The 13,894-nt window shown below is 38.6% G+C and carries 15 protein-coding genes; 12 read left to right on the top strand and 3 right to left on the bottom strand.

Annotated elements, in window-relative coordinates; genetic code table 11:
- Positions 1–22 precede the first annotated feature (22 nt).
- On the bottom strand, positions 23–334 hold the full coding sequence (locus WIW89_RS08190; protein ID WP_337701425.1) for a hypothetical protein: 312 nt from the start codon (positions 332–334) through the stop codon (positions 23–25).
- A 44-nt stretch (positions 335–378) separates the two neighbouring features.
- On the opposite strand from WIW89_RS08190, the gene pgsA reads away from it, so the two are divergent.
- A complete protein-coding gene (pgsA, locus tag WIW89_RS08195; protein ID WP_443296401.1) occupies positions 379–957 on the top strand; it encodes an archaetidylinositol phosphate synthase in 579 nt (192 codons plus the stop codon).
- Here pgsA and WIW89_RS08200 read toward each other — a convergent pair.
- Entirely contained in the window at positions 939–1,862 is a 924-nt protein-coding gene (locus WIW89_RS08200) for a DNA primase regulatory subunit PriL (protein WP_337720380.1), read from the bottom strand. The two genes, pgsA and WIW89_RS08200, sit on opposite strands and share 19 nt — an antisense overlap.
- A gap of 53 nt (positions 1,863–1,915) precedes the next feature.
- Between WIW89_RS08200 and metG the strand changes: the two genes are divergently transcribed.
- Positions 1,916–3,652, top strand: coding sequence for a methionine--tRNA ligase (gene metG, locus WIW89_RS08205; protein ID WP_337720381.1), 1,737 nt, complete (start codon positions 1,916–1,918; stop codon positions 3,650–3,652).
- Here metG and WIW89_RS08210 read toward each other — a convergent pair.
- A complete protein-coding gene (locus WIW89_RS08210; protein ID WP_337720382.1) occupies positions 3,644–5,761 on the bottom strand; it encodes a V-type ATP synthase subunit I in 2,118 nt (705 codons plus the stop codon). The genes metG and WIW89_RS08210 overlap by 9 nt on opposite strands.
- Before the next feature lie 69 nt (positions 5,762–5,830).
- On the opposite strand from WIW89_RS08210, the gene WIW89_RS08215 reads away from it, so the two are divergent.
- The 10 genes from WIW89_RS08215 to pdxS are packed head-to-tail and all read left to right on the top strand — an operon-like array spanning position 5,831 to position 13,893.
- Positions 5,831–6,133, top strand: a complete 303-nt coding sequence (locus tag WIW89_RS08215; protein WP_337710367.1) for a V-type ATP synthase subunit F — start codon at positions 5,831–5,833, stop codon at positions 6,131–6,133.
- A gap of 6 nt (positions 6,134–6,139) precedes the next feature.
- On the top strand, positions 6,140–6,712 hold the full coding sequence (locus tag WIW89_RS08220; RefSeq protein ID WP_337720383.1) for a V-type ATP synthase subunit E: 573 nt from the start codon (positions 6,140–6,142) through the stop codon (positions 6,710–6,712).
- 1 nt (position 6,713) lies between these two features.
- The gene (locus WIW89_RS08225; protein ID WP_337701438.1) at positions 6,714–8,495 is read left to right on the top strand and encodes an ATP synthase subunit A; all 1,782 of its coding nucleotides are present in this window, start codon (positions 6,714–6,716) and stop codon (positions 8,493–8,495) included.
- Positions 8,495–9,892 carry a V-type ATP synthase subunit B gene (locus WIW89_RS08230; RefSeq protein ID WP_337701440.1) on the top strand — a complete coding sequence of 466 codons (1,398 nt, stop codon included), beginning with the start codon at positions 8,495–8,497 and terminating at the stop codon, positions 9,890–9,892. The genes WIW89_RS08225 and WIW89_RS08230 overlap by 1 nt, the downstream gene beginning before the upstream one ends.
- Positions 9,889–10,530, top strand: a complete 642-nt coding sequence (locus tag WIW89_RS08235; protein WP_156006183.1) for a V-type ATP synthase subunit D — start codon at positions 9,889–9,891, stop codon at positions 10,528–10,530. The genes WIW89_RS08230 and WIW89_RS08235 overlap by 4 nt, the downstream gene beginning before the upstream one ends.
- On the top strand, positions 10,523–10,681 hold the full coding sequence (locus WIW89_RS08240; protein ID WP_337710363.1) for an ATPase: 159 nt from the start codon (positions 10,523–10,525) through the stop codon (positions 10,679–10,681). The genes WIW89_RS08235 and WIW89_RS08240 overlap by 8 nt, the downstream gene beginning before the upstream one ends.
- Positions 10,682–10,700: 19 nt before the next feature.
- Entirely contained in the window at positions 10,701–10,997 is a 297-nt protein-coding gene (locus WIW89_RS08245; protein ID WP_337701443.1) for a V-type ATP synthase subunit K, read from the top strand.
- Positions 10,998–11,051: 54 nt separating this feature from the next.
- Positions 11,052–12,503 (top strand): proline--tRNA ligase, encoded by a 1,452-nt coding sequence (gene proS / locus WIW89_RS08250; RefSeq protein ID WP_337720384.1) that lies wholly within the window; start codon positions 11,052–11,054, stop codon positions 12,501–12,503.
- 35 nt (positions 12,504–12,538) lie between these two features.
- Positions 12,539–12,826 carry a 30S ribosomal protein S26e gene (locus WIW89_RS08255; protein WP_337720385.1) on the top strand — a complete coding sequence of 96 codons (288 nt, stop codon included), beginning with the start codon at positions 12,539–12,541 and terminating at the stop codon, positions 12,824–12,826.
- Between the two features lie 56 nt (positions 12,827–12,882).
- Positions 12,883–13,893: a pyridoxal 5'-phosphate synthase lyase subunit PdxS gene (gene pdxS / locus WIW89_RS08260; protein ID WP_337720386.1), complete on the top strand. Its 1,011-nt coding sequence runs from the start codon at positions 12,883–12,885 to the stop codon at positions 13,891–13,893.
- The last annotated feature ends 1 nt before the right edge of the window (position 13,894 follow it).

The raw sequence follows: 13,894 nt of genomic DNA on the forward strand, positions 1-13,894 counted from the left end.
TTCTCACTTATACTAAAACTATTCAGGTAATATTTTTAATTTTGTTAAGAGCTTCTTCCTTCCCCTTCTCGGGATCAGGCTGTAACTTCTGGTTAAATGGCATTTGGGTTAGAACTGGTACTATTTTTCCGTCTTCTGTTTGTATCAGTAATTGTGGTAGGAATGGCATTCCAAAGTCGTCCTTCTCGCCGTAATCTGTTAGGAAGCTGTAGTCCTCTATTTTTATCTCCTTTTCTATATTTAACTCCTTACTCAAATCTTCAGTAACTTTTAAAAATGCTTTATGCGAAGGATGGGATTCGGACGTTACCAAGATCAGTTTTTTAGCTTTCATAGTCCCATTAAAAGTTCGGTAAGTAGTTAATAACGGTGTTGGTTATGATAACCAGAGTAAGGAAGCAATCTAAGAAGATTCTTCAACCTATTGCTAAAGCTTTAAGCAAAATGGGTCTCACTGCAAATACTGTAACTCTACTGGGTCTAGTCTTGTCCTTTGTGTACTTACTAATTATGTATATATTCAAAAATCCACTTCTGGGGGTTTTACTTATAGCAATATCAGCTTTTATGGATGCACTTGATGGTGAAATAGCGAGGTTGGCTAATGCTGCGGGAGTAAAAGGCAGCTTTATTGATAGTAGCTTGGACAGAATTGAGGATGTTAATTACCTCCTAGGTTTAGTGATCCTTGGTTTTTCGTCATTCCTGACATCTCTCCTTATAGGGCTGTCATTAGTTATCCCCTATCTTAGAGCTAAGGGAGAATCTTTAGGCTTAACCAAGATCGAAGGTAGGGGGATAATAGAAAGAGGGGAAAGGATTATATTTACGATAATCGTCCTATTCGTATCTTTCTTTTCGTTTAAAGTAGCTTCGTTCATTCTAGCAATTTTCTGTCTTTTATCCGCAGTAACAGTAGTGCAAAGATTCTATTACGTCTATAGAAGCTTACCATAATACAATTGTAATGGGTTTTTGACTCCGCAATTATTTACACACAAACCCAGCTCTTTTAGCCTTTCACAAGAGTAAACTATAACTCTAGCCTTCTTAGTTTCCTTCACTATCTCCTCTGGAGCAAAGTCCTTGGTATCAGCTCCTATGTCGATAATATAAGCCAAGAGTATCTTCTTTTCCTCTTGAGTAAGATTTTCTTTTTTCTTCATTAACTCCATAATGCAGGGTGGAGTTTTTCTTCCTTTAATTTCATCAGCTAATTTCTTTATTTCTTCTGGAACGTCAGTAAGTTGGATCTGTTTAATTATGTTCATTATCCTCTCTCTGATTCTGTCAGTTATTAGGTCGACTAGTTCGTTCTTGTCTAAATATACATTACCCTTTTGTAAGACGTGTTTACGTAATGAGAATTTTTCGTCTCTTTTCCTTAACTCTTTCGAATATTTTAAGTACTCAACAAAATTAATAGCAAAAGGGAGTCTTATTGACCTTATTTTTTTACCCTGATACTCACGTAATTCTATTTCATCAGTGTTAACATTAATTCCTAATATTTTTGCTATTTCAACTACTACGTCCGGTTTTTCCATCATTAATTGTAATTTAAAAACATTTACCTCATTCTCAACGAACTTCTCTGTAAGGATTTTACTTCCTAACGCGGACAAAATAAGTAAGGATAAATAAAAGGTTAAGACCGTGTCGCCGTGGAGCTGTGAGTATGGTACATTAAATTTTTCTTTCATAACGTTCTCTATTCTACTCCTTGCTTCATCAAGTTTTTCTTTACTAGTAATTAATAAGTCTTTTATAGTTATTGAACTACCGTACTTTTTGAGTTCATCTTCGAGGCTTTTGAGGAAAGGGTATTTAGAGTAGTCTATTAGTGCCAATTCAAAACTCATCTGATTAAGAAATTTTATAAACTTATATTCCACGCGTGAGCAAAGTGTGATATATGAAAATATTCGTAGCTTCAGCCTGGCCCTATGTTAATTCGGTTCCACATTTAGGCAATTTAATAGGTTCGATTTTGTCAGCTGACGTCTTTGCTAGATACGCTAGAATGAAGTACGGTAAGGAAAACGTAGTGTTCGTGAGCGGAAGCGACGAACATGGGACTCCGATAGAAATTGAGGCTAAGAAAAGGGGAGTTCACCCGAAATTACTAACTGATCAAGCCCATGAATACGATAAAAAATTATTTCTGGAAACGTGGAAGATAACATTTAACAATTACACTAGGACAGAATCTGAAGTTCATAAGGAATTCGTTAGAAGTTTCCTGTTGAATCTGAGAAAGTACGTAAAAGTGGAGGAAGACGAGATACCTTATTGTGAACATGATAAGCTCTTCTTACCGGATAGATTTATCAAGGGAACTTGTCCTTACTGTGGATTTGAAGATGCTAGAGGTGACCAATGTGATAATTGTGGTAGGCTATTAACTCCTAAGCTACTGATTAACCCGAAATGTGCCTTATGTGGTAGTAAACCCGTCCTTAAACTGACTAAACACTGGTTCTTTGATTTATCTGAGTTTAACGATAAGATAAGGGATTGGATATCTTCATCTCCTTACATGCCAGACAACGTTAAATCAGTAGCTTTAGGTTGGGTTAAAGAGGGGTTAAAGCCAAGGAGTATTACCAGAGATAATGCTTGGGGTATTCCCGCTCCGTATGAAGGAGCTGAGAACAAAACTGTGTATGTATGGTTTGAGGCTTTGTTAGGTTATATATCTGCTACTATTGAATATTTCAGGAAAGAAGGCAATGAAGAGAAATGGAAGGAATTCTGGTTCGGAAATGATGTCAAGAGCTACTACTTTATAGGTAAAGATAATATTCCCTTTCATGCGGTTATATTACCTGCAATGCTGATGGCTTCTGGGGAAGGTTACGTTCTTCCTACAGTAATTGCCTCTACCGAGTATTTACTTTACGAGGGACAGAAGTTCAGTAAAAGTAGGAAGATAGGAATATGGATCGATGAAGCCAAGGAGTTAATGGATATCGAATATTGGAGGTTCGTTTTAATAAGACTTAGACCAGAAGAAAGAGATACTAATTTCACTTGGAGAGAAGCGGTAAGAATTGTGAACACCGAGCTCAACGACGATATAGGGAATTATGCTAACAGAGTTTTGTCTATGGTCAAGAGGTACTTCGGAGGAGAGGTACCTACTCCCGACGAGAGCGTTTATAATGATGAGGATAGAAAGTTTGTCAGTGAAATAAAAGAAGCACCCAAAAAAATGGGAGAGATGATGGAGTTAGGTAAACTAAAGGCTGGTACTGAAGAACTGTTAAAACTCGCTAGAGACGGAAATTCTTACCTAAACTTAAGGGCTCCATGGAATTTAATTAAAACAGACAAGCAGCAAGCGGCAAACGTGTTATATATAGCTACAAATTCGCTGAGAACTATTGCCATTATGATATACCCATTGATGCCCGATCACGCATCTAAACTGTACTCACAAATAGGGTTATCAGGAATTGAGAACGAGAAGTGGGATAACGCTGGAGACTTTACCATCAAACCCGGACAAAAAATAGGGAATATAGAGCCATTGTTTAAAAAATTAGACTTACCTATAGAGGACGAATTCAAGCTTCATGAAGAAATTCATAGAAAATTAGAAGAAATAAGAAAGAAAGTAGAAAAAAATAGACCTGAATTATTAAGATAAAATTTCTACGTAAGTTACTTGCGGTTCGAACTTTCTTCCTTTTCCTTCATAGAACTTGCTAAACATTTCGTAGAAGTGAAGCCTCATGTCTTGTATAAAAACTATTAAACCTTCTAATGCTATCGCCAGTAAGTTTCCGATTATTATAATCACCAACGCTATGGGGTTTGTTATTAACGTGATAACAGTTGATGGTTGTCCAGCTGCTAGATACCCCATATAAGAGAATGCATAGAGTATGTAATAGTGGGCTACGGCAAATACTAACACTCGTATGAAGGAAATAGTGTTAGACAGTAACAGAATGCCGGCTTCAAATCCTCCTTCTATGAAACCGAAGACTATAGCTCCTACAGCAGACATCTTCTCATGTTTACGTAGAATTATAACTTTTCCAGCCCAGTTATAAATTAACGCTAGTTCTACCCAGATCACCAATATATCGGCAAGAGTTTGTGTAGATCCAGCTGCTGGTGAACCGGTCTTAAACAAGAAGTAACCAATTCCTCCGAGCAAAGTTTCAACTTGTCCTATATAATTCGATAAGTTCGTAAGACCGTAGGTAAATATTATAAATGGTACTGTGTAGATTAATAAGATAGGCAATCTATCTAGCACTAAGAACTCAGGATCTTTCTTCTTTATTGCATTAATTACTCCTAGTAAGGAGCTCACGAACAAGAGTATGGAACCTAACAATAAGGACAGTATTATTGAGTTAACTATACCTTGTTCAGCTCCACCAGTAGGTAATATGTATTTTATCTGTTCGTAAACGGACTGAGGAACTGGCCATATGTTATAAAGTGGACCATTTGGATACGCCGGATTATTTAATAACTCTCTGAGCCCTCCTACGGCCAACGGACCGAAGAATTCTCGAGCCAAAATCCCAGTGATCATTGCGATTATGCTGCCGTAGATTAAAACTAAAGAGAGTTGTTTAATGTTATTACTCCCCTTCTTTTTACCGTAGTTGTAGAACCACAGCGAGAAAATGAAAATAACTAGAGCGTTACCGAAATCTGGGAACATGAGACCAAAGAGGAGCGGGAAGGTAATTATTAAGAATACTGTAGGAGATATTTCCCAGTAGGATGGAACACCATAAAGTTCGATTACCGATTCTAAAGGTTTAATGGATTTTGGAAGTTCAACATAAGTAGGTGGAGTCTCTCCTTCATTTTCTGCATATCTCTTAGGGTATTCATATGTGATAAACGCTAAGCCTCCTAGTTCGTCCAAGAGGTTCTTAAGTTTCTTTTCGCGGAGGAAACCTTCTATTTGTACGTAGTATTCTGACACTCTAGCCTTGGAGAGAATTGTCATCGCATCTCTTACGGTTAGTAGCCTACCATAGGTCTCTGCTATCCATTCTCTGTCTTGTTCTACCTTACTAATTAGTTCCTTCCTCCTTTCTCCAAGAATAGACTGAAGGTACTTAATTTTTTCCTGAACGTTATTGTAAGCCTCTTGAGGTGAAATCATGTCTGGAGTCTCGAATCTTCTGACACCTATTTCCTTTAATTTAGTCTCTAAGTTTATCCCCTTCGGTCCAGTTATAATACAGGCGTTTTTATTCTCTGCAAAAGGATTACAATATACTGCAATTCTCTCGGTTTTCTCTAAGTTGTTTCTCTGCTCGTTAGATAATATAACGAGTGCTACTTCAAAATATTTAGTTTTGTATAATAGATCTAGACTTATTCCTATGTCCTTGAAGGGCTCTATTTCACTTAACTGAGTATTAAGGGATTCTAACTCAGCCCTGAGTTTCCCTATTTCTTCCAGTAATTCCTTGTATTTCTCTTCAATTTTGGAATATTCTTTGTTCACCTCGGTCGCGGTCTCAAACCAGTCGGAGACCTTTAATTTACCCTTAGGTTCTATTTCAATTCCTCCAAGTTCCATTATTATCTTTATTTTGTTGATATTTTCACTGGTTTCTCCTAGATTCCTCCTAGCCTCCTCATATTTATATTGGGATATTGGTGCTTTAGAGTCGTCAACTTCAAATGCATTTAAATTCAGTAACTTAGTTACCACATTATTAACGTTTCGTTTGTCTGTAAGTATTTCAACCCTAACCATCGTCTCAGGAAGAATCACAGTGATTCACTATGATAAATCAGGTATGTCTTAAAAATATTTAATCTCCTTTTAAAATGATAATTAACGATGGGTAAAGTAGTAGTATTAGGGGACAGATATACTGTTAACCTTTTCAGGATGATAGGTACTGAGGGCTTAGTGCTTGATGACCCACTCAATCTTGAGGACACATTGGTTAAGTTAAAAAAGAGAGAAGACATAGACTTAATATTGGTCGCAAATGACCTATATAATCCAGTAAAGGAAAAAATTGAATCATTGGTAATAGATCAGAAAAAACCACTAATTACTGTTATTCCAACTCCCTTTAGTCAAGGTCAGCCCCTCGATGTGAAAGGCTTAATACTTAGAGCTCTAGGATTTGGGTGAGAATAGATGAAATTTGAGGAATTATTAAATTCATCATTAGAGGACGTGAAAAAGAAGAACCAAGAAGAACTAAAAAAAGCTATGGTTGAAGCTAATACGATTGTAGATGAGAGATACAACGCTATTCTTTCGGAGTATACACAAAAGATCACGGATTATATCAGGAAGAATGAAGATAGGGTAAAAGGCGAGCAAGCGAAACTAGAAGTAGAAAATAAAAGGCTTATCAGTAAGGAGAAAGACTATTGGATCTCCCAAGTGTACTATAAGGTAGTGGAGAAAATACCGGACTTAGTGTCTGATACTAGATACAAGCAAGGGCTTGAAAGTATAATAGCAAGAGAGGCTAAAAACGGCTCCGTGATTTATTGTTCTTCACGTGATCTAGGGACTGTTAAAACTATTCTATCATCTAAGAAGATAAACGCTAAGGTCGAGGAGGATAAGAACATAAGGGCTGGGATTAAAATTTTCTATCCCGATCAAAGTTTAGTGAGAGACTTTACGCTTGAAACAATTTTAAATCAGATGTTCGATGATTTAAGAGACGAAATAGCTAAAGTTCTCTTTGGTGAGTAAGATGGCAGGAGAAGGTCGTGTTATTCGTGTTAATGGACCTCTAGTAGTAGCGGACGGAATGAGATCTGCGCAAATGTATGAAGTAGTAGAAGTAGGAGAACCCAGATTAATAGGAGAGATTACCAGAATTGAGGGCGATAAGGCATTCATCCAGGTTTACGAGACTACTGACGGCATTAAGCCCGGAGACAAAGTATACAGAACTGGCGCTCCCTTATCAGTAGAATTAGGTCCCGGACTACTAGGAAGGATATTTGATGGTCTACAGAGACCACTGGACTACATTGCAAATGTCACTAAATCACCCTACGTTAAAAGAGGAGTAAAGATACCGGCACTAGACAAGAACAAGAAATGGCACTTCACGCCTACCATAAAGAAAGGGGACAAGGTGTCAGGCGGGGATATAATCGGTGTAGTCCAAGAGACAGAGCTTATTCAACATAAGATATTAGCCCCCCCTAACGTTCATGGTGTTGTAAAAGAAGTTGTGACTGAAGGTGATTACACAGTAGAGGATGTTATAGCTACTTTAGATGTTAACGGCGATACGAAGGAGCTCAAAATGTATCATAAATGGCCCGTAAGAGTTCCGAGACCTTTCAAAGAAAAGTTAGAGCCTACAGAACCTCTATTGACGGGTACCAGAGTAATTGATACTATATTCCCTATGGCAAAAGGAGGAACGGCAGCTATACCAGGTCCATTTGGAAGCGGTAAGACGGTAACATTACAAAGTTTAGCCAAATGGTCGGCAGCTAAGATTGTGATTTATGTGGGATGTGGAGAAAGGGGTAACGAAATGACAGACGAGCTAAGACAGTTCCCTAAGCTAAAGGATCCATGGACTGGAAAACCATTACTTCAGAGAACAATATTAGTTGCAAACACTAGCAACATGCCTGTAGCGGCGAGAGAGTCAAGCATATACGTAGGAGTTACTATGGCTGAGTATTTCAGGGATCAAGGTTATGACGTATTATTAGTAGCTGACTCAACCACTAGGTGGGCGGAAGCATTAAGAGACTTAGGAGGTAGAATGGAGGAGATGCCAGCAGAAGAAGGGTTCCCAAGTTACTTACCTTCAAGGTTAGCAGAGTATTATGAGAGGGCTGGAAGGGTAAGGGCAATAGGGAACCCAGAGAGGACTGGCTCAGTGACGATAGCTTCAGCAGTATCTCCTCCAGGAGGTGACTTTACCGAGCCAGTTACCAGTAATACATTAAGATTTGTAAGAGTGTTCTGGCCTTTAGATGTCTCGTTGGCTCAAGCTAGGCACTTCCCAGCAATAAACTGGATCCAAGGGTTCTCTGCTTACGTAGATTTAGTAGCTTCATGGTGGCATAAAAACGTTGATCCGAATTGGTATGATATGAGGAACACTTTGGTGAAAGTCCTTTTAAGGGAGGATGAACTCAAACAAATAGTGAGGTTAGTAGGTCCCGAGTCACTGTCAGATAAGGACAAGCTAGTTCTAGAGGCTGCAAAATTAGTGAGAATAGGATTCTTGCAACAGAATGCGTTTGATGAGATAGACGCTTTCGCTACACCGCAAAAGCAGGCTAAAATGATGCATGTGTTATATACGTTCTATACTCAAGCTAACGATTTAATCAGTAAAGGAATACCTTTGAAGAAGATATTAGAAAAAGTTGGGTCATTGGAGCCAGAAATTATAAGGATTAAATACTCAGTAAAGAATGATGAACTAGCGAAAATAGATGAGATAGAGAATAAATTAAAGGCAGCTTATGACTCATTACTAAAGGAGGTGTCAGGATAATGGAAAGCATGAACCTTAGAGAATATTCGAACATCTCGATGATTAAAGGTCCTCTAGTGGCTGTACAAGGAGTAAATGACGCTTCTTATAACGAGTTAGTAGAAATTGAATTGGCTGACGGTATCAAGAGAAGGGGGCTAGTAGTAGATTCGCAATTAGGAGTTACATTTGTCCAAGTTTTCGAAGGGACCACTGGTATCTCACCTACAAGTACAAAGGTAAGGTTCTTAGGAAGAGGGTTGGAGATAAAAGTTTCCGAAGAGATGCTAGGGCGTATATTCAACCCGTTAGGTGAACCTTTGGATAACGGTCCACCAGTCATATCAGGCGAGAAGAGGGACATTAACGGAGATCCCTTAAATCCAGCAGTTAGAGAATATCCAGAAGAGTTTATCCAAACCGGAATATCTGCAATTGACGGCATGTTGTCATTACTGAGAGGACAAAAGCTCCCTATATTTAGCGGGAGCGGTATGCCTGGTAACATGATTGCTGCTCAAATCGCTAAACAAGCTACTGTTAGAGGTGAAGAGAGTAATTTCGCTGTAGTCTTTGGTGCAATAGGAATAAGATATGACGAAGCATTATTCTTCAGGAAGTTCTTCGAAGAGACTGGTGCTATAAACAGGGTTGCGATGTTCTTCAGTCTAGCTAATGAACCACCATCGTTAAAGATTCTAACACCAAGAGCGGCTTTGACTCTAGCTGAATATTTAGCTTTCGAAAAAGATATGCATGTATTAGCAATACTCATTGATATGACAAACTATTGTGAAGCACTTAGAGAACTAAGTGCTTCTAAAGAAGAGGTCCCTGGTAGAGGAGGCTACCCTGGATACATGTACACTGATCTAGCGACAATCTATGAGAGAGCAGGTAAAGTAGTTGGTAAAAAGGGTTCAATTACTCAGATGCCAATTTTAACGATGCCTAATGATGACATTACACATCCAATTCCGGACTTGACCGGTTACATAACCGAAGGTCAGATAACCCTTGATAGATCATTATATAATAAAGGAATATATCCACCGATTAACGTCCTCATGAGCATTTCAAGGCTTATGAGAGACGGTATAGGAGAAGGAAAAACAAGAGATGACCATAAGGACTTATCTAACCAACTGTTTGCGGCATATGCAAGGGCTCAGGAAGTAAGAGGGTTAGCTGCAATTATTGGTGAGGATAGCCTTTCGGAAGTTGATAGGAAGTATTTACTGTTCGGAGAACAGTTCGAGAGAAAGTTCATAAGTCAAGGGTTCAATGAGAATAGAACTATAGAACAAACACTAGACATTGGATGGGAAGTCCTCTCTGTGTTACCAGAGTCTGAGTTAAGTCTAATCAAGCAAGAATACATAAAGAAGTATCATCCCAACTATAGGGGTAAGAAATGAGCTCAAGGAAGATTTTACCTACAAAGATTAATCTGATAAACCTTAGGCGACAAATCAGATTAACTAGAACTATTAAGAGACTTTTGGAAAATAAAAGAGAGGTTTTGTTACTGTACTTACGTCAATATGCTGATGAGTATGAAAAGACCTACGGTGAGGTCAGCAAAGTTTTATCGGATGTATACTCTACGTATTTAAAAGGCGTTTCGGCTGAGGGTATAGCTACTATAGAACAGTTTGCGAGTTCTGTACCCTCCAGCCTTGAGGTTAAGAGTAATACAAAGCTCCTCTTCGGTGTTAGAATTCCGATAGTTGAGCTAAATGAGGAATCAATTCAAAAACAGCCCTTCGGTGACGTAGAAATATCACCTTATATACTAAAATCAAGGGAAGAGATTGCAGAGGCTTTCAAAAAAATACTGCTTCTTGTTGAGATGGAATCAGCTATAAGGTCACTTACTCTTGAGCTGAGAAAGACACAAAGGCTTATAAATGCTATAGATACTTCTATACTTCCTTATTATAATTCTTCAGCTAAGTACATTAAGAGCGTATTAGATGATAGAACCAGAGAGGAGTTTAGTAGGTTAAAAATGATTAGGAGAGTTCTTCAGAGGAGGAGGATGGAAAGTGGCTGAACAATACGTGAATATGTTAAAGATTAAACTCGATGAAAAGAGAAAAGAAATAATGTCGCAATTAAATGCTGAGTTTGAAAAGATAGTTAAACAAAGAATGGATGACTTTGAAAACATTAAAAGAAATATTTTAAAGGAAGTAGAAAAATAGTTTAACGGAGTGTTCTACTATGAGGAAAATCCTGCTCGCATCTCTACTAATACCAATATTAGTAACTACGCTAGCTTCAGCTCAAACTAGCTCAGGTACAGAGGTTGCCGGAATTAACATCGGTGCAGGTCTCGCAATAGGTTTAGCTGCAGTGGGTGCTGGAGTTGCTGTTGGAATGGCAGCTGCTGCAGGTATAGGTGTATTAACGGAAAGGAGAGACATGTTCGGTACAGTTCTTATCTTCGTGGCTATCGGAGAAGGAATCGCAGTATATGGTATACTGTTCGCAATATTAATGTTGTTCGCAAAAGTGTGAACGTGTTAAAAGACAAAAACGCTTTTTTAGTTCCTCGTTTTCTTTCCTCTTACTATGAAAATAACAAGAGAAAAGTGGCAGACGAACTTTTCTGAATGGTTCGAGTGGGTACTAAAAGAAGGCGAATTCTACGATTATGGGAGATATCCAGTCAAAGGAGTAGGAGTCTGGTTACCCTACGGTTTCAAAATAAGAAGGGCTGTAACTGACTTAATTAGGAACTTACTTGATTCCACGGGACATGAGGAAGTACTATTCCCAATGCTTATCCCCGAAGATTTGTTGCGTAGGGAGTCGGAGCACATAAGGGGTTTTGAGGGTGAGGTATACTGGGTAACAAAGGGAGGTAAGGATGACCTAGACGTTAAATTAGCGTTGAGACCTACTAGTGAGACTTCAATTACCTTCATGGAGTCTTTGTGGATAAGTAGTTACAAGCAACTACCTAAGAAATATTACCAAATAGTGAGTGTTTTCCGATACGAGACCAAAGCTACGAGACCCATGATAAGGCTCAGGGAACTAACTACTTTCAAAGAAGCGCATACTCTTCACGAGACTTATGAAGACGCCGAAAGACAAGTCAAAGAGGCAGTGGAAATCTACAAAAAGTTTTTCGACGAACTAGGAATTCCTTATGTTATATCGAAGAGGCCAGATTGGGATAAGTTTGCAGGTGCTGTCTACACTATTGCGTTCGATACGATAATGCCAGACTCAAGGGTTATGCAAATAGGTACGGTACATCATCTAGGACAACACTTTACAAAAGTGTTCGACTTCAAGATACAAAAGAAAGACGGTTCATTAGAATATCCTCATCAAACAAGTTATGGGATTTCAGACAGAGTGGTCGCTGCGTTAATCGCCATTAACGGAGACGATCACGGCCCGGTCTTGAATCCTAAAATAGCACCTATAAAAGTAGTAATAATTCCTATACCCGCTAAAGATGATGAAACTAATAAGAAAATCACAGATTATTGCGACGGTATTGCGGAGGAATTAAATAAGAACTCAATAAACGCAGTTATTGATAAAAACCCTGAGAAGACACCTGGCGAGAAGTTTTATATCTGGGAATTAAAGGGTGTCCCCTTAAGGATAGAGATAGGGCAAAGAGAGGTAAACAATAACACGGTATATATTAAAAGGAGAGATACATTACAAGGCATTTCGATACAGAGAAGTGAATTAGTGAAAAAAGTTTCCGAGCTCCTAATGAATATCTCGGAAGATTTGAAGAAAAATGCTTGGGAAATGATGAAGAGTAAAATAATATATACAGACGATCTAGATGAAGCTAAAAAGACGTTAGAAAATAGGTCCGGTATAGTAGAAGTACCATGGTGCGGGGAGAACGACTGTGGTTTGAAACTTGAAGAGCTTACTAACAGTAGGGTGTTAGGTTCTCCATACGACTCATCAAGAGATGTTTCAAATAAGTCGTGTGTGGTTTGTAAAAAACCAGCTAAGGATACCCTTAGGCTAGCAAAAACTTATTAAAAGGAGTGATATGGTTAAATTAAGGGTGTTAATTTTTGCCTAAGAAAAGAGAGAATAGAGGTAGAAGGAAAGGCGATAAGGGGCATGTAGGTTATATTTCTTGCGATCAATGTGGTGCTAGAGTACCAGAGGATAAAGCAATATGTGTAACTAGACCGTACAGTCCAGTAGACCCTGCTTTAGCAGCTGAACTAGAGAAGAAAGGAGCCATTATAATGAGATATCCAGTAACGAAGTGTTATTGTGTTAATTGTGCGGTTTACTTAGGTATTATAAAGATTAGAGCTGAAGAAGAAAGGAAACAAAAGGCAAAACTTTATTGAGCTCCCCAGTACTCTTTTGACAAAGTTTTTTAAATTTACTTTGCTCATCTCTTTTTATGAGACTTTACGAGTTAAGTTTTTATGAGATTGAGAGTTTTTTCTATAAATTAGCTGAACTCAGGGATATCCTTAAAGATGAAAATCTATTGACAGTATCTCCAATCCTTGAGAAAGGTGATGTAGTTCAGGGTACATCAATGGTAAGGCACGCTTTTCCTATATTTCAGAAAGGTGGAGTAGTAATGGATGTAACTAACGTCACACAGGCTCAAATAGCTGAAGATGCTGGAGCTACTGCTGTGATGGTCTTAGACAAGCTACCTTACGACGTGAGGAAAAGTGGCGGTGTAGCAAGAATGGCTGATCCAAAAATTATTGAGGAAGTAATGAACTCTATTACGATACCCGTTATGGCGAAGGTAAGGATAGGACATTATTACGAAGCTAGGGTGCTAGAAGCACTAGGAGTAGATATGATAGACGAGAGCGAAGTCCTTACACCTGCTGACGAGGAACATCACATAAACAAATGGGAATTCAAAGTACCCTTCGTCAACGGTGCGAGAAGTTTAGGAGAAGCCTTGAGGAGAATTAATGAAGGAGCATCAATGATCAGAACTAAAGGTGAAGCTGGAACTGGAAACGTAAGCGAAGCTGTAAAGCACATGAAAATAATAAACAATGAGATAGCCCAATTGGTGTCAATGAATGAAGAGGACAGATTAAAGAAATCTAGGGAGTTACAAGTTCCTTATCAATTAGTAGAACTAACTGTTAAGCTCAAGAGGTTACCGGTTGTTAACTTTGCGGCTGGAGGAATAGCTACACCTGCTGATGCTGCCCTGATGATGTGGTTAGGTGCTGACGGTGTTTTCGTAGGCTCTGGAATATTTAAGAGTTCAGACCCAGATATGAGGGCTAAAGCAGTAGTTTTAGCCACTGCCAACTGGGAGGACCCTGAAATTGTGTTAGAGGCACAAAAAATGATAAGCGAAAGCAAGAGTATGATGGGCATTGATATAAAGTCGCTTAAGCCAGAGGAGTTGCTGCAAGTAAGAGGGAGTTAAA

Source organism: Stygiolobus sp. CP850M, assembly GCF_037389425.1.
In the GTDB taxonomy this organism is placed as follows: Archaea; Thermoproteota; Thermoprotei_A; order Sulfolobales; family Sulfolobaceae; genus Stygiolobus.